The organism is Pseudomonas putida group bacterium ESBL64 (assembly GCF_045277175.1).
GTDB lineage: Bacteria > Pseudomonadota > Gammaproteobacteria > Pseudomonadales > Pseudomonadaceae > Aquipseudomonas > Aquipseudomonas alloputida.
In genome coordinates, this window is the sequence record NZ_CP145799.1 from 1,701,837 (window position 1) to 1,720,724 (window position 18,888).

The window sequence follows — 18,888 nt, forward strand, 5'->3', positions numbered from 1 at the left end:
CTGTGCCATAGGCCACCCGGCATGCTCCGCCTGCTTGTCTTGCTGCTCACCTTGCTTCCACTAGCGACCTTGTCTGAGCCCCTGCATCTGCGTGTCCAAGGCTCCAACACCATCGGCGCGGCCTTGATGCCGGCGCTGGTGCAGGGGCAATTGCGCGCGCAGCAGGCCACCGCCATCGCACAACAGCCAGGCAAGGTCGCCAACGAGCGGGTGATTACCGCCCGCGACGTGCATGGTCAGCCCTTGCGCATCGACATTGCCGCCCACGGTTCAAGCACAGGCTTTGTCGCGCTGGGCCGTGGCGAGGCTGACCTGGCCGCCGCCTCGCGACCGATCAACGACAGTGAAGTGCGCCAGTTGCAGGCGCTGGGCGACCTGCGCGCAGCCGGCGCAGAACAAGTGATCGGCCTCGACGGCGTCGCGATCATCGTCCACCCCGACAACCCAATACCCCAACTGGACACCCGGCAACTGGCGCAGATTTTCTCCGGGCAGATCCAGCGCTGGGAACAACTGGGCATACCTGGCGGGGCCATTCATCTGTATGCCCGTGACGACCGTTCCGGCACTTTCGAGACCTTCAAGGCGCTGGTGCTGGAACCTCAGCACGGCGAACTTTCGGCCAAGGCCAGGCGCTTCGAGTCCAGCGACGAACTGGCGCAACGCGTGGGTACCGACCGCCAGGCCATCGGTTTCAGCAGCCTGGCCGCCGTACACGGGGCCAAGGTGCTGGCGGTGGCCGAAGGCGACGCGCCGGCCATGCTGCCAGAGCGTGCACGTGTGGCCAGCGAGGACTACCCGCTCTCACGGCGCCTGTACTTTTACCTGCCGGCCAACCCCAAGCCCCAGGCCAAGGCCCTGGTCGATTTCGCTCAGAGCCCGGCCGGCCAGGCGATCATCGCCCAGCAGGGTTTCGTTTCGCAGCAGATCAAGGCCCTGTCTGTCGCCCCCCAAAGCGACATGCCACCGCGCTATCGCATCCTGACCCTGCAGGCGCAGCGGCTGAGTGTGAACTTCCGCTTCCAGGAAGGAAGCGCCAGGCTGGACAACAAGGCCTTGCGCGATGTGCAGCGGGTGGCAGAGTACCTGCGCCAGGCCGGGAAGCTGCAGGGCAAGGCAGTGCTGGTGGGGTTCGGCGACCCCAAGGAAACGCCCGGGCGCGCAGCCCTGCTCTCCCGCCTGCGTGCGCAAGCAGTGCGCCGCGAACTGGCGCGTGGTGGCGTGGAGGTGCTGCAGGTGACCGGGATGGGCGATGAATTGCCAGTGGCCGGCAATGAACAGGAGCAAGGCCGGCTGCGCAACCGGCGGGTCGAGGTGTGGGTGTATTGATCCGGCCTTGTACACACCTCTGAAGCAGCCTTGTGCTGCAACGAGGCCCGAATGACAGAAACATTCCGGTGTCAGCAAGGACCTCGTCGCAGCACAAGGCTGCGTCTACAGGCTGTAGAGCAGGCTCCACGTCATCAGCGGGTGACGGTGCGCATGGTCACGAACTCTTCGGCCGCCGTCGGGTGCACGCCGATGGTTTCGTCGAACTGCTGCTTGGTCGCACCGGCTTTAAGTGCAATGCCCAGGCCTTGAATGATCTCGCCAGCGTCAGGACCGACCATGTGGCAGCCCAGCACCTTGTCGGTCTCGGCATCGACCACCAACTTCATCAGGGTCTTTTCCTGAATGTCGGTCAGGGTCAGCTTCATGGCCCGGAAGCGGCTTTCGAATACCTGCACCTTGTGCCCGGCCTCCAGCGCCTGCTCTTCGGTCAAGCCTACGGTACCGATGGGTGGCTGGCTGAACACCGCAGTGGGGATGTTCTGGTAATCCACCGGGCGGTATTGCTCGGGTTTGAACAAGCGCCGCGCCACGGCCATGCCTTCAGCCAAGGCCACTGGGGTCAACTGCACACGGCCGATGACATCACCAATGGCGAGAATCGAGGGCGCGGTGGTCTGGTACTGCTCATCAACCCGGATGTAGCCGCGCGCATCCAGCTCGACGCCGGTGTTCTCCAGGCCCAGATTGTCCAGCATCGGGCGCCGGCCAGTGGCATAGAACACACAATCGGCGACCAGCTCGCGGCCGTCCTTGAGCGTGGCTTTCAGGCGGCCATCTTCAAGCTTGTCGATGCGCTGGATGTCGGCGTTGAACTGCAGGTCGAGGCCGCGTTTTTCCAGCTCTTCCTTCAGGTGGGTGCGCACCGAGCCATCGAAGCCGCGCAGGAACAGGTCGCCACGGTACAGCAGTGTGGTGTCGGCCCCCAGGCCTTGGAAGATGCCGGCGAATTCGACGGCGATATAACCCCCACCCACCACCAGCACGCGGCGCGGCAAGTCCTTGAGGTAGAAGGCTTCGTTGGAGGTGATGGCCAGTTCCTTGCCGGGGATGTCCGGTACCTGCGGCCAGCCTCCGGTAGCGATGAGGATATGCTCGGCGGTGTAGCGCTGACCGTCCACTTCCACTTCGTTGGCACCCGTCAGACGCGCGTGGCCCTGCAACAGGGTCACCCCGGTGTTGACCAGCAGGTTACGGTAGATGCCGTTAAGGCGCTCGATTTCCCGATTCTTGTTGGCAATCAGGGTGCCCCAGTCGAAATGCCCCTCTTCCAACGTCCAGCCGAAACCCGCGGCTTGCTCCAGCTCGTCGGCAACGTGCGCGCCGTATACCAGCAGTTTTTTCGGCACACAACCGACGTTGACGCAGGTCCCCCCCAGGTAGCGGCTTTCAGCCACTGCCACTTTTGCACCAAAACCGGCAGCAAAACGCGCTGCGCGCACACCACCGGACCCGGCGCCAATCACGAACAGATCAAAATCGAAGGCCATGTATTCACTCTCCCAGGCAGGCGTCCAGCATACCGCCGTTGGCCGCCGCAAACAAAAAAGCCATCCCGAAGGATGGCTTTGAGGCCAGCAGGGCTTATCAGTAAGCCTTGCCAGTCTTGTAGTAGTTCTCGAAGCAGAAGTTGGTCGCGTCGATGTAGCCTTCGGCGCCACCGCAGTCGAAACGCTTGCCCTTGAACTTATAGGCAATCACGCAGCCATCCTTCGCCTGCTGCAACAGGGCATCAGTGATCTGGATTTCACCGCCTTTGCCTGGCTTGGTGTTGGCGATGATGTCGAAGATATCCGGGGTCAGGATGTAACGGCCGATGATCGCCAGGTTCGAAGGCGCGTCTTCCGGGGCCGGTTTTTCGACCATGTCGGTTACACGGAAGATGTCGTCGCGGATCATCTCACCTTTGATCACACCATACTTGTTGGTTTCCTGCGGGTCGACTTCCTGGATGGCGACGATCGAGCAGCGGTACTGTTTGTACAGCTTGACCATCTGAGTCAGCACGCCGTCACCTTCCGGGTTGACGCACAGGTCGTCCGCCAGCACCACCGCGAACGGCTCGTCGCCGATCAGTGGGCGGCCAGTGAGAATGGCGTGGCCGAGGCCTTTCATTTCGGTCTGGCGCGTGTACGAGAAGGAGCACTCGTCGAGCAGACGACGAATACCGACCAGGTATTTTTCCTTGTCGGTGCCCTTGATCTGGTTTTCCAGCTCGTAGCTGATGTCGAAGTGGTCTTCCAGGGCGCGCTTGCCGCGCCCGGTAACGATGGAGATCTCGTTCAGACCCGCATCCAATGCTTCTTCAACGCCATACTGGATCAGTGGCTTGTTGACCACCGGCAGCATTTCCTTGGGCATGGCTTTGGTAGCAGGCAGGAAGCGCGTGCCGTAGCCGGCTGCCGGGAACAAGCATTTTTTGATCATATACGTCCTTACAAAAGGCTAGGCCTGTGGAATTCGGCGCAGTCTAATCAGGCGGCAGTCACCTTACAATGCCCCCGTTAACGACCGTTGCCATCATAGAGATATCCCAGTGTAGATAGTTCCGGGGGATCGTAAATATTGCTGTCATACATGACCGTTGGATGACAGGAAAATCAGCGTGCCAGTGGCGGCCTTTTCAACGGGCTCACCCGCGAAGAGACGGCCACTGGCTGACCTCAGCTACCCGTCCCTTGTCCGATCAGCACCCCATCAACCTCCTGACCATACAGGTTCACCCCATCATTGGCATGAAATTTCACCCGCGTTTTCTCGATGGATCCCTCTACCAACCGCGGGTCCTGTGGCCGCTCGTGGCGGTTGATCCACGCCGCCACATCCCAGGCCTGCTGATCGCTGAGGCTGCCCGGCTTGCCCAACGGCATGTTGTATTTGATGAACGACGCAGCGGTATTGATGCGGTGCATGCCAGCCCCCCAGTTGTAGGAGTCCTTGCCCCAAAGCGGCGGCATTACGTACTCGCCGGCGACCTTTTGCCCTTCACCGTTATCGCCATGGCAAATCGCGCATTGTTCACGGTAAACCTGCTGGCCGCGCTTGAAGTCATAACCACCCTTGGGTTGTGCCACCTCCGGATAACCACGTCCGGCAATCTCCACGCCGGTCGGCGCCTTGGTCGACAGCCAGTATGAATACACCGCCAGGGCCGTCATCTGCGGGCTGTCAGCGGCCGGCGGCTTGCCGTTCATGCTGAACTGAAAACACCCTTGGATACGCTCGGCGAAGGTGTTGACCTTGTCATTCTTCTTGCGATAGGCCGGGTACATCGGGTAGGCACCCCACAACGGCGCCGAATGCGCCAACCGCCCCTGATCGAGGTGGCAGTTACTGCAGTTCATGCCGTTGCCCACCGCCTCGGGCATCAGTCGGCGGGTGTCGACGAACAAAGCGTGGCCTTCACGCACCATTTTGCCAAAGGCATTATCGGGCAACTCACGCTCAGCAGGCGGCACGAACTGCGGTGCAGCCTGCACACCGGGCACCTTCAACTGCGACTGGTCTTCCATGGCGATCGGCGTGGCCTGGGCGCTGCCCACGGCCAGCAGCAACAAGACGGGAATCAAGGTTTTCATGGCGTGACCTCCTGACTGGCGGGGCGGGCGAAGAACTCGGCAACGGCCTTGATCTCCTCATCGGTCATGGCCTTGGCCACGCCGACCATCAGCTGGTTGGGGTCATTGCTGCGGCTGCCGTCGCGCCAGGCATTGAGCTGTGCCACCAGGTAACTGGCGGGCTGGCCGGCCAAGGGCGGGAAGTGTTCGCCCACCCCGCCGCCACCCGGCCCGTGGCATTGCACGCAACCTGGAATCTGCCGGCTCCAGTCGCCGTACAGGGCCATGCGGGTGGTCGGGTCATCGGCAATCTGCTGGCGGTGCAGGTCGCCAGCGGGCGCTGCTGGCAGGCTGGCCAGGTAGGTACTGACGGCCTTGATTTCGTCGTCGCTCAGGGCCTTGGCCAAAGGTTCCATCACTGGCTGCTTGCGGCTGCCGTTGCGCCAGTCCTGCAACTGCTTGGCAAGATAACCGGCCGGTAGCCCGGCCAAACGTGGAAAGCCGGCAGCCGCAATGCCATTGCCGTCCGGGCCATGGCAACCCAGGCAGGCCATGGCGGCGGGGTTGGCCCCACCCTGGGTGAAGACCTTCTGTCCCTCAGCGGCATGTGCCGCGGGCCAGATCAGGATCAGCAAGCTGCCGATCATCACGCGTCTCAACGGTGTCATCACGAATCTCCTTTTCTTTTGTTATATGTTTAGGCTTAAAACATATAAGCAGAGAAAGGAGGACCCGTTGCTTCAGATCAACTTCCAGAGATGCACTGCGTTGCCGCAGTGCGCACATCCCCAAGGCGCAGCGGGAAGTTATTCAGCCGCTCGTGCAGTTTGATGCTGCTGCCGCTGCCGCGCTTGTCGATATCCACCAGCGCCGCCGGGCCGGCACCTGAGGTGATTTTCTGCGGTACGATCAGCCGCAGGCCGTCGCCACGCTGCTCTTCGGTCAGCGGGTCACGCGTATCGGCAAGCTTTTCCTTTACGCAATCGGCATAGGCGCGTGGGCTCTTGCCAGAGATCACATCCATCGTTTCACGCGATTGCTCCAGCTCCGCGACGCTCACGCAGCCACCGAGCGCAACCGACAACGCCGCCACCATCCACTTCATTTGCTGCACCTCTGCCTTCAGGAATTCGCTTCGACCACATCCAGGCGGTTTTGCTCCCTGCTTTGGCAGAATTATCTACGCCTGGCGATCAACGCGGCAGTGTAACGGCACATCGTGGTATCTTTTGCTTTTGCAGATCCAAACCTTGCGGAGCATCACATGAAATTCGTACACCAGCGCGAGCACCTCAACGAGGACGATATCGTCGTCATCGAGTGCTCCCAGCGCTGCAATATCCGCCTGATGAACGACGCCAACTTCCGCAGCTTCAAGAACGGCGGCCGTCATACTTACCACGGCGGCCATTTCGAGAAGTTTCCGGCGAAGATCACCGTACCCAGCACCGGCTTCTGGAACATCACCATCGATACCGTCACCACTCGCCCGATCTCGGTCACCCGCAAGCCAACGCTGACCCACAAGATCAAGATCATCCGTCGCTCGTCGTCGAAACTCAGATAAGGCCACCATGACCCAGACCATCAAGTACGTCATCAAATACAAGCTCGACGGCCAACGTCGCTGGGATTTCGCGCTGATGCCCGATGCCTCGCAAGAGCAAGCCCTTGAGGCCCTGCGCAAGATCCACGGCGAAGACGCCGAGAAAATCAGCGACATCCAGGTCAGCAAGGCCCTCTAAGACTTGCCGCAAGCCCCCGCCGCATCGCTCGCCCCACGCAAGGAGAATCGCATGAGCCATTGGCCCGACCGCCGTATCCTCGACCTGTTGGGCATCGAGCTGCCCATTCTGCAGGCACCCATGGCGGGGGCGACAGGCTCGGGCATGGCCATTGCCGTGGGCCTGGCAGGTGGCTTGGGCGCCCTGCCCTGCGCCATGCTCAGCGGCGAACAGGTGCGCGCCGAGATCGCTGCATTCCGCGCCGGCTGCCCGGGGCGCCCGCTGAACCTGAACTTCTTCTGCCACCAGCCGCCAGCGCCCGATGCCGAGCGCGATGCGCGCTGGAAGCAGGCACTTGAGCCTTATTACAGCGAAGTGGGCGCCGACTTCGCGGCGCCCACGCCGGTGTCCAACCGTGCGCCTTTCGACGAGCAGAGCTGCCTGCTGGTCGAAGCGTTGCGCCCGGAGGTGGTGAGCTTCCACTTCGGCCTGCCGCAGGCCGAACTGCTGCAGCGGGTAAAGGCCAGCGGTGCCAAGGTACTGTCCAGCGCCACGACCGTGGAAGAAGCGGCCTGGCTGGAGCGCAATGGCTGCGATGCGATCATCGCCATGGGCTATGAAGCCGGTGGCCATCGCGGCATGTTCCTCAGCGATGACATCACCAGCCAGATAGGCACCTTCGCGCTCGTACCGCAGGTGGCCGATGCCGTCGGCGTGCCGGTGATTGCCGCCGGTGGTATCGGCGACCACCGCGGGCTATTGGCGGCACTGGCCCTGGGTGCCTCGGCAGTGCAGATCGGCACGGCTTACCTGTTCTGCCCCGAGGCCAAGGTGTCGCCAGCGCATCGCCGGGCGCTGGACAGCGCACCTGCCAGCGACACCGCGCTGACCAACCTGTTCACCGGCCGACCGGCGCGCGGCATCAACAATCGCCTCATGCGCGAGCTGGGGCCGATGAGCGAGCTAGCACCGCGCTTCCCGCTGGCGGGCGGGGCATTGATGCCTTTACGGGCGATCACCGATCCGCAGGGTAAGAGTGATTTCAGCAATCTGTGGTCGGGGCAGGCATTGCGGCTGGGCCGGCACATGCCGGCGGGTGAGTTGACCCGGGAGATTGCCGGTAAGGCACTGGCAGTGATCGGTCACCAGGCATTCTGACAGGCAGGCCTGGCCTCTTCCCGGCCAATGGCTTATCGCTATATAGTCAAGGCTATAACGATAACCTCAAGGAGCTGTCTTCATGCGTATCCGCTCGCCCCAGTTGGCCGTCACTGCCCTGGCCAGCCTGTTCGCCTTCAACACTGCCTGGGCCGACGAAGTCCAGGTCGCGGTCGCAGCCAACTTCACAGCCCCTATCCAGGCCATCGCCAAGGACTTCGAAAAAGACACCGGCCACAAACTGGTCGCGGCCTATGGCGCCACCGGGCAGTTCTACGCGCAGATCAAGAACGGTGCACCGTTCGAAGTGTTCCTAGCCGCTGACGACACCACCCCCAAGAAGCTTGAAGCAGAAAAGGAAACCGTACCCGGCTCGCGCTTTACCTACGCCATCGGCACCCTGGCCCTGTGGTCTGCGAAGGAAGGCTACGTAGATGCCAAGGGTGAAGTGCTGAAAAAGAACGAATACAAACACCTGTCCATCGCCAACCCGAAAGCGGCACCTTACGGCCTGGCCGCCACCCAGGTACTGGACAGGCTGAAGCTAACCGAAGCCACCAAAGGCAAGATCGTCGAAGGCCAGAGCATCACCCAGGCCTTCCAGTTCGTCTCCACCGGCAACGCCGAGCTGGGCTTTGTCGCCCTGTCGCAGATCTACATGGACGGCAAGGTGACCCATGGCTCGGCATGGATCGTGCCGTCCGACCTGCACGACCCGATCCGCCAGGACGCCGTCATCCTCAACAAAGGCAAGGACAATGCGGCCGCCAAGGCACTGGTCGAATACCTCAAAGGCCCGAAAGCCGCAGCGGTGATCAAATCCTATGGTTATGAACGCTGATGCCACTCGATGCCAGTGACCTGGGCGCCATCTGGCTGACCGTGAAACTGGCCAGCCTGACCACCCTGATCCTGCTGGTCATCGGCACACCGGTCGCCTGGTGGCTCGCGCGCACACGCTCATGGCTGCGCGGGCCGGTGGGTGCGGTGGTGGCACTGCCCCTGGTACTGCCACCGACGGTGATCGGCTTTTACCTGTTGATCGCCCTTGGCCCGCACGGCTGGCTCGGGCAGGCCACCCAGGCGCTAGGCCTGGGCAGTGTGGTGTTCAGCTTCACAGGCCTGGTGATTGGCTCGACGGTGTACTCCATGCCGTTCGTGGTGCAACCCCTGCAGAATGCCTTTGGCGCGATCGGCCAGCGGCCCCTGGAAGTCGCCGCTACCCTGCGCGCCAGCCCCTGGGACACCTTCGTTCATGTGGTGCTGCCGCTGGCCCGCCCTGGCTTCGTCACTGCCAGCATCCTCGGCTTTGCCCACACGGTGGGCGAGTTTGGCGTCGTGCTGATGATCGGTGGCAACATTCCCGACAAGACTCGCGTGGTTTCGGTGCAAATTTTCGATCACGTCGAAGCCATGGAGTATTCGCAAGCCCACTGGCTGGCCGGTGCCATGCTGGTGTTCTCTTTCCTGGTGCTGCTCCTGCTGTACGCTGGACGCCGCGGCAAAGCTGGCTGGAGCTGAAATGACCGCATCGATTGTGGCGCGCCTGAAACTGGCGCGCGACGACTTCACCCTGGACGTCAACCTGCACCTGCCCGGGCGCGGCATCAGCGCACTGTTCGGCCACTCTGGCTCCGGCAAGACCAGCTGCCTGCGCTGCCTGGCCGGGCTGGAACGGGCCGCCAGCGCCTATATCGAGGTCAACGGCGAAGTCTGGGAAGACAGCACCCGTGGCTACTTCCAGGCACCGCACCTGCGCCCGGTGGGCTACGTGTTCCAGGAAGCCAGCCTGTTCCCGCACCTGTCGGTGCGCGGCAACCTGACGTTCGGCTGGCGCCGAGTAGCGCCCGCTGAACGCAAGGTCAGCCTCGACCAGGCGTGCCAACTGCTGGGTATCGGCCACTTGCTGGAGCGCCGCCCGGCAACCCTGTCGGGTGGCGAGGCGCAGCGGGTAGGTATTGCCCGCGCCCTGCTCAGCAGCCCAAGGCTGTTGTTGATGGACGAGCCGCTGGCAGCCCTCGACGGCCCGCGCAAGCGCGAGATACTGCCCTTCCTGGAGCGCCTGCACGACGAACTGGACATCCCCCTGATATATGTCAGCCACGCCCAGGATGAAGTCGCGCGGCTGGCCGACCACCTGGTGTTGCTGGAACAAGGCCAGGCGATTGCCAGCGGCCCGATCGGCGAAACCCTGGCTCGCCTTGACCTGTCGCTGGCCCAGGGCGACGACGCCGGCGTCGTGTTCGAGGGTAAGGTGGTAGGGCACGACCCGCACTACGGCCTGCTTGACCTGCGCCTGCCCGGCAGCAACGGGCCGCTGCTGCGCATCACCCACGCGGCGCAGGTGATGGGCAGCACCCTACGCGTCAAGGTTCAGGCCCGGGATGTCAGCCTGGCCCTGGCGGCGGACAGCGCATCGAGCATCCTCAACCGCCTGCCGGTGCGTGTGCGCGAAAGCCGTCCGGCGGCTAACCCGGCGCATGTGCTGGTCAGCCTGGATGCTGGCGGCAATGCCCTGCTTGCACGCATCACCCGCTTCTCGGCAGACCAGCTCGGCTTGCACACAGGGCAGACACTGTTCGCCCAGATCAAGTCGGTGGCCCTTTTGGGTTGAGCATCCTTAGCGCGCGTATTGTCCATTGATCAGTGACCTGATCGAGGCCTGCTGCCCATGCTCGACTGCCCCCTGCCGCGCACCCTGCATTACGTTGACGACAGTCAGCCGGGCCTGACCCGTCGGCGCTGGCGCGACCGTTTCATCTATCTGGATGCCGATGGCCAACGGGTACGTGACAGCGACACCCTCTCGCGCATCGCCGCACTGGTGATTCCCCCGGCCTACACGGATGTGTGGATCTGCGCCGACCCGCAAGGCCACCTGCAAGCTACCGGCCGCGATGCCCGCGGCCGCAAGCAGTACCGCTACCACGCACAGTGGCGCGAACTGCGCGACCAGCACAAGTATGGGCGCATGCTTGCGTTCGCCCAGGCCCTGCCAAAGCTGCGCACACAGCTGGAAGCCCACCTGGCGCGGCCAGGGCTGGACCGGGAAAAGGTCATGGCACTGGTGGTGAGCCTGCTGGATCACACCCTGATCCGCATTGGCAACCAGCGCTACCTGCGCGATAACCGGTCGTACGGGTTGACCACCCTGCGCAATCGCCATGTGCAGGTCAAAGGCAGCACTATCCGCTTCCAGTTCCGCGGCAAGCGCGGCGTCGAGCACAACGTCACCCTCAACGACCGACGCCTGGCCAACCTGCTAAAACGCTGCATGGAACTGCCTGGGCAGGCGCTGTTTCAATACCTGGATGAAGACGGCCAGCGCCATAGTGTCGGCTCCAGCGAGGTCAATCAGTTTCTGCAGCAATTGACCGGCGCCGACTTCACCGCCAAGGATTATCGCACCTGGGCCGGCAGCAGCCTGGCATTGAACCTGCTGAAGCCCTTGGCCTGGGAGCCGGAAAGTGAAGCCAAACGCCAGGTGGCCGCGATAGTCCGCCAGGTGGCCACACGCCTGGGCAATACACCGGCCGTGTGCCGGCGCTGTTACATCCACCCGGCAGTCCTGGAGCACTATGCCTTGGGGCGCCTGGCCAATTTACCGAAAAACCGTGTGCGCAAAGGCCTGGACCCGGAGGAAGTGGCCTTGCTGCTGTTTCTTCAGGCACTCGAGGAACAGGAGGACCATTGAGCTTGTCTATTCAGCCCATGATGCGAAGAAATTTCCCATTAGTCGCCAAGCCCCCTATTCTTGCCAGCGAGCACCTTGGCCGACAAACCGTTGACGGTTTGCTTTGGCACCTGCAACTGAAGACACGCAACAGAATTTGTCTGTCGGGGAATTACTATCCGCCGAAAGCGTCTTTAATGAGAAGGAAGAGGGACAAGCTCCCGCCGCAGCGGCAACTAGCCCTGCGGACTTTTACATCACCAAGGAGAATTACATGCTGATACTCACCCGTAAGGTTGGCGAAAGCATCGTCATCAACGATGACATCAAAGTCACCATTCTGGGCGTCAAAGGGATGCAGGTGAGAATCGGTATCGATGCACCGAAAGATGTTCAGGTCCATCGAGAAGAGATCTTCAAACGCATCCAGGCCGGCAACCCGGCTCCGGAGAAACACGAAGACTCACACTAGCGCCACCCGAGGGGCATGGATGCGCTCGACCGCCAGCCTCAGGTGCCCATCAACTGATGCACCGTGGCGATCATCTCATCCATGTCGAACGGCTTGTCGAATATTGCGGCAAACAGGGCCGGGCATCCTTGGCTGGCCTGTGCGCCGCTCATGAGGATGACCGGCAACTCGCTTAACGCCGGGTCCTGGCGTATGGCACGTGCCAACTCCTCACCGTTGAGTAGCGGCATCATGTAGTCGGTAATCACCAGCTGCACGCGTTTTTCCTTCAACGCCTCCAGTGCTTTGCAGCCATTGCTCGCCTTTTCCACCACGAAACCTTCGTCCTCCAGGGCAAAACCGAGGATATCGGCGATCAGGTACTCGTCATCGACAATCAGGATGGTGTTCATCGGCTCGTCCGTCACCCGCTCCCCTGCGGCGTCGGCGTTCCCGAAAGCACACCGCAGGCACCTTCGAATGCCTTGCGCAAGGTAATGCCTTGCGGCCCGATCAGCAGCTCGTGCAAGGCCGGGTCATGGTGGCTGTCACGCACCTTGAGGACCGACAGCATGCGCCGCAGTTGCGAGTCCAGTTCGACAAAGCGCATCAGCATAAGGTTGTCGACGATACTCGACAGGTCCGGCGCGGGGGCGCTGATTTCCGCGCCGAAAATGTCGCGCATCTCCCAGGTCAGGACCACGCTGACATCGCGCGCGCGCAACTCACCCGCCAGCGCGCGGAAAAACGCATTCAGCCGCGTCGGGTCAATAGCCAGGCGGCTGAATGCGCCAAGGCTGTCGATCACCACGCGCTTGCTGCCCTGCGCCGCCACACGCTCCAGTAGCCGCGCGCCAACCTGGTCCAGCAAGCCCTCGGTGGTCGGCTGCCAGCACAGCTGCAAGCTACCGCCCTGCTCCATCGCGGCAAAATCGTAGCCGAGCGAAGCGGCCTTGCTGCGCAGGCGTTCGGGCGTTTCGTAAAAACCGAAATGCAACCCCGGCGCCTGCGGCGTGCTGGCACCCAGAAAGGCCAGGCCCAATGACGTCTTGCCAATCCCCGAAGGCCCCATCAAGAGGCTGACTGACCCGGTGGCCAAGCCACCGCCAAGCATTTCATCGAAGGTTGGGACACCGCTGCTGATACGCGCCAAGGTGCCGCTGCCCAACTGGCTAGGGTGGCTGAACAACGCTTCCAGGCGAGGATAGACCTGCATGCCGGACTCATCGATAAGGCATTCGTGACGCCCCGACAACGCACCACTGCCGCGGGTCTTGCGCAACTGGACGTGGCGCACGGCGCGGCTGCCCACCAGTTGCTCACCCAGTTCGATCACGCCATCGACCATGGTGTGTTCCGGGCTGCCCTCGTCCAGCCGGGCACTGGTCAGCAACAGTACGGTGCAACCGGCGAAGGCGGCATGCCCCTGCAGCTCAGAAACGAACTTCTTGGTGTCCAGCGCGGTTTCCGCGCGTACCCGGGCATTGAGCACACCGTCGACGATCAGCAGGCTGGCCTGTTGCCGGGCAATTTCCTGGCGCAGCAACCGCACCACCGCATCCAGCCCGTCCTGCTCAAGGGTATCAAAGGCGCTGACGAACTGGATCTTGTCACCGACCAGCGCCGGGTCGAAGAAGTCCAGCGTGGACAGGTACTGGAACAAGCGTTCATGCGACTCGCTCAGCAAGGTGGCCACCAGCACCCGACCACCGCCACGCACGTGGCCGCAGGCCAGCTGATTGGCGAGGATGGTCTTACCGGCCCCCGGTGGCCCCTGGATAATGTAGGAGGCGCCAGCTATCAGGCCACCCTTGAGCAACGCGTCGAGCCCGTCGATCCCCGTTACCAGCCGCTTCAGTGCCTGTGCCATGATGTCTACCTGTCGAGTGGGCTATCCGTCTGGTCCTGATACATTGGCAAGTACAGTCGCATGCAAGTTCCCCGGCCAGGCTCGCTGTCGACACAAATGGCACCACCACTTTGCCGGGCGAACCCATAGACCTGGCTAAGCCCCAGGCCGGTACCCTTGCCGAAAGGCTTGGTGGTGAAAAACGGCTCGAAGATACGCGGCAGTATCTCTGTGGGTATGCCTGCGCCGGTGTCTTCCACCTCGAAGCGCACGAAGCTGCCCTTCAGCCCTTCAACTTCGCCGAGCAGCTCGACCACATCGACAGTCAGGCTGATGCGGCCATGCCCGTCGATGGCATCACGGGCATTGAACAACAGGTTGAGCAATACCATCTGCAGTTGCCCGGCATCCACCTCGATCCGCGGCAGGTCCGGTTGCAGCAATACGTTCAAGTCAATCGAGCCTGGCAATGCATGCTCAAGCAGGCCACGCGTAGCGTTAACCAAGTCTGCCGGGGCAACGCTGGCCACATCGAGCTTGCGGTGACGGGCAAAGCTGAGCAGTTGCTGGGTCAGTTCGGTGCCACGCTGGCTGGCATCGAGGATGTGCTGCAACATGCGCTGGGTGCGTGCCGGGTCCTGGGTGGCCAGCGCCAGGCGCGCGGAGCTGATGATGATGGTCAACATGTTGTTGAAGTCGTGCGCCAGACCACCGGTCAACTGGCCGAGGGCTTCAAGCTTCTGCGCCTGGAACAGCTGGGCACGCACTGCGTCGAGCTGCAGCGCCGACTCGCGACGGTCAGTGATATCGCGTGTGACTTTGGCCAGGCCAATGATCTGGCCATTTTCATCACGGATCACATCCAGTGCCGCCAGGGCCCAGAACTGCGAGCCGTCCTTGCGCACCCGCCAGCCTTCGTCCTGCGCCACACCCTGCTCCAGCGCCTGACGCAGCAGGCACTCGGGGCGGCCCTGAGCACAATCCTGTGGGGTGAAGAACAACGAAAAATGCTTGCCGATCACTTCATCCCTACGGTAACCCTTGATCCGTTGCGCGCCGGCGTTCCAAGACACCACATGGCCGGAAGGGTCGAGCATGTAGATGGCATAATCCACCACCGACTGAACCAGCTGTTCATAACGATGGGCGGGCATGAGGGAAGCGTCGAGGCAGTCGGCTGAAACCATGCAAACTCCACTGGCACAGCAGGAGGGAGAAAATGAACGTAGCCTGGAGTGTCTGCCAGTAGACAGCTGAACGACTACAGGCTGTCAGCGTTCCGGCTCGGCCAGCGCCGGGCTGATGCGCCGCGGCATGGCCTCTTTCAGCAATCACAGGCTGAGCCGCATGATCATACCACCGCCGGCAGAGGCCAACACGAGCACCTGCGCGAACAACAGCCGCCAGAATAACCGTGGACGCACCACACCTTCGCCAACTCGGCCCCAAGTCATTGCGGAACACGCTTGGATCCAATCATGGGCAACAGTGGCGTAACGACAGCAAGGTGTCAATTGCCCGTTCGATCGCCTCTTCTATCTGTTGATCATAGGTGCTGCAGTTGACTCAACTATAACAATGGGTTATAAAGCGCGCTTGATTGCGAAGCCCTTCTGCTTAGAAGCGAGCTGGTCGTTGCGACCCCTTCAAACGTGCGAGTGTGGTGGAATTGGTATACACAGCAGACTTAAAATCTGTCGGCGTGAGCCTTGCGGGTTCGAGTCCCGCCACTCGCACCAAACTTCGTTGAAAAGGCGCCCCTGCGGCGCCTTTTTGCTGCCTGACAGCAATGTCTGGCGTAGCTGCTAAAGTGGAGCTTGTCCCCGTCCACTGGAACGCCGCCATGCGCTACTCCCTGTTCGATGGTCAACGCGACATCATTATCCTGATCGCCCGCGTACTGCTGATGGTCCTCTTCGTCTTGTCTGGCTGGGCCAAGCTGACCGGCTTCGATGGCACGGTAGGCTACATGACCTCGCTCGGCGCCCCTGCTCCGATGCTGGCAGCAGGGATTGCCGTCATCATGGAGTTCGTCGTCGCAATCCTGTTGATCCTCGGTTTCTACACGCGGCCGCTGGCCTTTCTATTCGCGCTGTTCGTACTGGGCACGGCGCTGCTGGGCCACCCGTTCTGGAACATGGTCGACCCCGAGCGCAGCGCCAACATGACCCAGTTTCTGAAAAACCTCAGCATCATGGGCGGCCTGCTGTTGCTGGCGGTAAGCGGGCCCGGGCGGTTCTCGGTGGATGGTCGCTGAGTCAGTCGTCGCAGTCGTCGAACCAGGCTGGGTGATCGCGCTCTTCATCATCGAGGTCATCCAGCGTCTCCTCGTCTTCCTCCACTTCATCCTCGGCACCTTGGGCATCTGCCTCGGGCTCCACGTCGTCGTAGAGAAATTCGTGGTCAAGCAGGTGATCGTGCTCGGGTTCGTGCAGGTCGTCTTCGTCGCGCATGCTGGCTCCTGGGATAATGGCAGGCCTGTATAGGCTGATCAGGATGCTGGGTCAATGCGTTGTCGCTTAATCCTGGGTTAACCGGCCCGGCGCAACCTGCAGGCTCTCCCTTCAAACGTCTTTCGCCCGCCTTTATGGCGGGCTTTTTTATGGCCCTGCGCACTTCGGTGCAGATGATGACAGCCCCATGACCTGATCTTCACGAAATGCCGACATCCGGGTGGGCACACTGACCCTGCTCCGTACGTTCTTGCAGCCCGCCGCATCATTGCCGCGGGCTTTTCTTTTTTCCGCAAATGCCAGTCAGGCATCCGTCGGTATTTTGCGCAAACGTCCACCATGACCATGATCTGAAGCAGTTTTGCCTGGCCAGGCGAGGTCTATGCTGTCCCAGCGATAACCCAAGCTCATATCGGATAGACACGGAGGCTCTCATGAAAGCTGCTGTCGTTGCACCAGGCCGTCGCGTGGACGTGGTAGAGAAAACCCTGCGCCCTCTCGAACACGGCGAAGCGCTGCTGAAGATGCAGTGCTGCGGTGTGTGCCACACCGACCTGCACGTGAAAAATGGCGACTTTGGTGACAAGACCGGTGTAGTACTGGGCCACGAAGGTATTGGCGTGGTTCAGGAAGTTGGCCCGGGCGTCACCTCGCTCAAGCCAGGCGACCGTGCCAGCGTTGCCTGGTTCTACCAGGGTTGCGGACATTGCGAATATTGCAACAGCGGCAACGAGACCCTGTGCCGCGACGTGAAGAATTCCGGTTACACCGTGGACGGCGGCATGGCCGAGGCCTGCATCGTCAAGGCCGACTACTCGGTTAAAGTGCCCGACGGCCTCGACTCCGCTGCCGCCAGCAGCATCACCTGCGCCGGCGTCACGACCTACAAGGCAGTGAAGATCTCCAACGTCCGCCCCGGCCAATGGATCGCCATCTACGGCCTCGGCGGCCTGGGCAACCTGGCCCTGCAATATGCCAAGAATGTGTTCAACGCCAAAGTCATCGCCATCGATGTCAACGAAGAGCAACTGCGCTTCGCCAGCGAGATGGGCGCGGATCTGGTCGTCAACCCGCTCAACGAAGATGCCGCGAAGGTCATCCAGGCTAAAACCGGCGGTGCACATGCTGCCGTCGTTACTGCCGTTGCCAAAGGCGCGTTCAACTCGGCTGTCGATGCCTTGCGCGCTGGCGGGCGACTGGTGGCCGTCGGGCTTCCGTCGGAGTCCATGGACCTGAATATTCCCCGCCTGGTGCTTGATGGGATCGAAGTGGTGGGCTCGCTGGTAGGTACACGCCAGGACCTGCAGGAAGCCTTCCAGTTTGCCGCTGAAGGCAAAGTGGTGCCCAAGGTAACGCTGCGACCGATCGAGGATATCAACCAGATCTTTGACGAGATGCTTGAGGGCAAGATCAAAGGCCGGATGGTGATACAGTTCGAAGGCTGACAGTCCGAGCCAGGTCATGTGGAACCACAGCAAAGCCCGTAGATGACCCTCTACGGGCTTTTTGCCTTCTCAATTGTCAAAGGAACAGACCATGACCGTCGACTGGCACGCCGGGCCGATTAGCCGTACGACTCCACTGGACAAGCATTACCGCAACACGCAGAAGGTTCGTCAGTTTCTGCTCAGCGAGTGCGGCGCGGCATTCAAGTTCGACCGTGGACTCATGCTTTGGATCAAGAGTGGTACCCCATCAACCATGGGTGACGTCGCGGACGAATGGCTACGGAGGTATGGGTGAAGCTCTGTATCTGACGGCTGGAGGCAGGCCTTGCCTGCAGCCGTTGCCTTCAGCATCTTGTCCAACGATTCAACCATGCTGGAATAATCCATTTCCTGACTCCCTCGATGGTGGAATTGGCTTGAGTTCAACCCTAGACTGCGAACATTTCAATATTTGAAGAGGAAACCTGGAATTATCACTCATCCTTCATGCTGAAGACCGGCGCCCGCGAGGTGTGGTTCAAGAAAAGTGCTCAACCTGCAAGGGCGAGCCTGTGCATATGAGGAGATCGGTATGTCCATTCGAAGCTTGGCGAAGAACCTGCCGCCAGACCCTTCGCGGGAAGGCTGGGTCATCGGATGGGGGGTCCTGAGAGACCGACATCCATGGCATTTTGTCGACGTTTATGCCGACCAGAAAACGGCCATGGCAGAGGCGCAGCGCAGAGGAGACGGCTACGTGGTGGAATTCGGCTCGCACCGCTTGGGGACGCAGGAATTTATCTGCGGTGTCACCTTACCTGAAGGCTGACGCTCGATCGAAAATAGTCACGGACAGGACTTCAAAGCATTATCTGCCCATTGGCAATAGCACTGGCTTCGAGCTTGGCACGCTCCGCGTCCAGAAAAACATAAGCGGCTTGTAACGTGGCGATCTTCGTTTGAATCTCGGCCATCTTGGCGGCGACCAAGACGGCGCCTTGCGCGCAATCGATCGTGTTCCCCCGCCTGGCCACAAGAATGTCCCCAATCTCAGCAAGTGAAAAGCCCCCGCCCTGGGCGCTCTGTATGAAGGCCAAGTCAGCTACGGTCTGTTCACTGTAACTGCGATAGTTGTTGGCTTGTCGGTGTGGCTCGATAAGCCCGAGCTGTTCGTAATAGCGCAATGCATGGCGGCTGAGCCCACTCCGGCGCTCCAACTCTCCAATATTCACGTTAAAAACCCTTGACTGTAGAGCAGGCTCTACAC

23 protein-coding genes and 1 tRNA gene are annotated in these 18,888 nt (G+C 61.4%); 14 read left to right on the forward strand and 10 right to left on the reverse strand.

Going from position 1 to position 18,888, the window contains the following annotated elements; genetic code table 11:
* Positions 1-21 precede the first annotated feature (21 nt).
* The gene (locus V6093_RS07710) at positions 22-1,329 is read left to right on the forward strand and encodes a substrate-binding domain-containing protein (RefSeq protein WP_047603490.1); all 1,308 of its coding nucleotides are present in this window, start codon (positions 22-24) and stop codon (positions 1,327-1,329) included.
* A 134-nt stretch (positions 1,330-1,463) separates the two neighbouring features.
* On the opposite strand, the gene gorA is transcribed toward V6093_RS07710, so the two are convergent.
* From gorA to V6093_RS07735, 5 genes are all read right to left on the reverse strand, one after another.
* Positions 1,464-2,819, reverse strand: a complete 1,356-nt coding sequence (gene gorA / locus V6093_RS07715) for a glutathione-disulfide reductase (RefSeq protein WP_265980449.1) — start codon at positions 2,817-2,819, stop codon at positions 1,464-1,466.
* A 97-nt stretch (positions 2,820-2,916) separates the two neighbouring features.
* A complete protein-coding gene (gene galU, locus V6093_RS07720; protein ID WP_003250908.1) occupies positions 2,917-3,756 on the reverse strand; it encodes a UTP--glucose-1-phosphate uridylyltransferase GalU in 840 nt (279 codons plus the stop codon).
* Positions 3,757-3,992: 236 nt separating this feature from the next.
* A complete protein-coding gene (locus V6093_RS07725) occupies positions 3,993-4,907 on the reverse strand; it encodes a c-type cytochrome (protein WP_003250910.1) in 915 nt (304 codons plus the stop codon).
* Positions 4,904-5,554 (reverse strand): cytochrome c, encoded by a 651-nt coding sequence (locus V6093_RS07730; protein WP_144000232.1) that lies wholly within the window; start codon positions 5,552-5,554, stop codon positions 4,904-4,906. The genes V6093_RS07725 and V6093_RS07730 overlap by 4 nt, the downstream gene beginning before the upstream one ends.
* 77 nt (positions 5,555-5,631) lie before the next feature.
* Positions 5,632-5,991: a hypothetical protein gene (locus tag V6093_RS07735; RefSeq protein ID WP_003250915.1), complete on the reverse strand. Its 360-nt coding sequence runs from the start codon at positions 5,989-5,991 to the stop codon at positions 5,632-5,634.
* 159 nt (positions 5,992-6,150) lie between these two features.
* Here V6093_RS07735 and V6093_RS07740 point away from each other — a divergent pair, with 159 nt between their 5' ends.
* The 8 genes from V6093_RS07740 to csrA all read left to right on the forward strand — a co-directional run bounded on the left by V6093_RS07740 (position 6,151) and on the right by csrA (position 11,913).
* On the forward strand, positions 6,151-6,453 hold the full coding sequence (locus V6093_RS07740; RefSeq protein WP_003250918.1) for a DUF1883 domain-containing protein: 303 nt from the start codon (positions 6,151-6,153) through the stop codon (positions 6,451-6,453).
* Between the two features lie 7 nt (positions 6,454-6,460).
* On the forward strand, positions 6,461-6,631 hold the full coding sequence (locus V6093_RS07745; RefSeq protein ID WP_012051910.1) for a hypothetical protein: 171 nt from the start codon (positions 6,461-6,463) through the stop codon (positions 6,629-6,631).
* 51 nt (positions 6,632-6,682) lie between these two features.
* Complete coding sequence (locus V6093_RS07750) at positions 6,683-7,768, forward strand: NAD(P)H-dependent flavin oxidoreductase (protein WP_406669755.1); 1,086 nt, start codon at positions 6,683-6,685, stop codon at positions 7,766-7,768.
* Positions 7,769-7,850: 82 nt separating this feature from the next.
* Complete coding sequence (gene modA / locus V6093_RS07755; protein WP_265977874.1) at positions 7,851-8,609, forward strand: molybdate ABC transporter substrate-binding protein; 759 nt, start codon at positions 7,851-7,853, stop codon at positions 8,607-8,609.
* Positions 8,609-9,289: a molybdate ABC transporter permease subunit gene (modB, locus tag V6093_RS07760; RefSeq protein ID WP_003250923.1), complete on the forward strand. Its 681-nt coding sequence runs from the start codon at positions 8,609-8,611 to the stop codon at positions 9,287-9,289. Before modA ends, modB begins: the two co-directional genes overlap by 1 nt.
* Before the next feature lies 1 nt (position 9,290).
* Complete coding sequence (gene modC / locus V6093_RS07765; protein WP_265977875.1) at positions 9,291-10,382, forward strand: molybdenum ABC transporter ATP-binding protein; 1,092 nt, start codon at positions 9,291-9,293, stop codon at positions 10,380-10,382.
* Positions 10,383-10,439: 57 nt separating this feature from the next.
* On the forward strand, positions 10,440-11,462 hold the full coding sequence (locus V6093_RS07770; protein WP_003250925.1) for a DNA topoisomerase IB: 1,023 nt from the start codon (positions 10,440-10,442) through the stop codon (positions 11,460-11,462).
* Positions 11,463-11,715: 253 nt separating this feature from the next.
* Complete coding sequence (csrA, locus tag V6093_RS07775) at positions 11,716-11,913, forward strand: carbon storage regulator CsrA (protein ID WP_003250926.1); 198 nt, start codon at positions 11,716-11,718, stop codon at positions 11,911-11,913.
* A 38-nt stretch (positions 11,914-11,951) separates the two neighbouring features.
* On the opposite strand, the gene V6093_RS07780 is transcribed toward csrA, so the two are convergent.
* The 3 genes from V6093_RS07780 to V6093_RS07790 are packed head-to-tail and all read right to left on the reverse strand — an operon-like array spanning position 11,952 to position 14,928.
* Positions 11,952-12,305, reverse strand: coding sequence for a response regulator (locus V6093_RS07780; protein WP_003250927.1), 354 nt, complete (start codon positions 12,303-12,305; stop codon positions 11,952-11,954).
* A gap of 11 nt (positions 12,306-12,316) precedes the next feature.
* Positions 12,317-13,762 carry an ATPase domain-containing protein gene (locus V6093_RS07785; protein ID WP_003250928.1) on the reverse strand — a complete coding sequence of 482 codons (1,446 nt, stop codon included), beginning with the start codon at positions 13,760-13,762 and terminating at the stop codon, positions 12,317-12,319.
* Between the two features lie 5 nt (positions 13,763-13,767).
* Positions 13,768-14,928 (reverse strand): nitrogen regulation protein NR(II), encoded by a 1,161-nt coding sequence (locus tag V6093_RS07790; protein WP_265977876.1) that lies wholly within the window; start codon positions 14,926-14,928, stop codon positions 13,768-13,770.
* Positions 14,929-15,395: 467 nt separating this feature from the next.
* On the opposite strand from V6093_RS07790, the gene V6093_RS07795 reads away from it, so the two are divergent.
* Both V6093_RS07795 and V6093_RS07800 read left to right on the forward strand, forming a co-directional pair.
* Positions 15,396-15,480: transfer RNA gene (locus V6093_RS07795), tRNA-Leu, on the forward strand.
* A 104-nt stretch (positions 15,481-15,584) separates the two neighbouring features.
* Entirely contained in the window at positions 15,585-15,998 is a 414-nt protein-coding gene (locus V6093_RS07800; RefSeq protein WP_003250931.1) for a DoxX family protein, read from the forward strand.
* A gap of 1 nt (position 15,999) precedes the next feature.
* On the opposite strand, the gene V6093_RS07805 is transcribed toward V6093_RS07800, so the two are convergent.
* Positions 16,000-16,194: a hypothetical protein gene (locus V6093_RS07805; RefSeq protein ID WP_003250932.1), complete on the reverse strand. Its 195-nt coding sequence runs from the start codon at positions 16,192-16,194 to the stop codon at positions 16,000-16,002.
* Between the two features lie 434 nt (positions 16,195-16,628).
* On the opposite strand from V6093_RS07805, the gene adhP reads away from it, so the two are divergent.
* From adhP to V6093_RS07820, 3 genes are all read left to right on the forward strand, one after another.
* Complete coding sequence (gene adhP, locus V6093_RS07810) at positions 16,629-17,639, forward strand: alcohol dehydrogenase AdhP (RefSeq protein WP_047603476.1); 1,011 nt, start codon at positions 16,629-16,631, stop codon at positions 17,637-17,639.
* Positions 17,640-17,730: 91 nt separating this feature from the next.
* A complete protein-coding gene (locus V6093_RS07815; protein ID WP_003250934.1) occupies positions 17,731-17,937 on the forward strand; it encodes a DUF6434 domain-containing protein in 207 nt (68 codons plus the stop codon).
* Between the two features lie 276 nt (positions 17,938-18,213).
* The gene (locus V6093_RS07820) at positions 18,214-18,450 is read left to right on the forward strand and encodes a hypothetical protein (protein ID WP_047603475.1); all 237 of its coding nucleotides are present in this window, start codon (positions 18,214-18,216) and stop codon (positions 18,448-18,450) included.
* A gap of 31 nt (positions 18,451-18,481) precedes the next feature.
* On the opposite strand, the gene V6093_RS07825 is transcribed toward V6093_RS07820, so the two are convergent.
* Positions 18,482-18,853 (reverse strand): MerR family transcriptional regulator, encoded by a 372-nt coding sequence (locus V6093_RS07825; protein WP_060538835.1) that lies wholly within the window; start codon positions 18,851-18,853, stop codon positions 18,482-18,484.
* Positions 18,854-18,888: the final 35 nt, after the last annotated feature.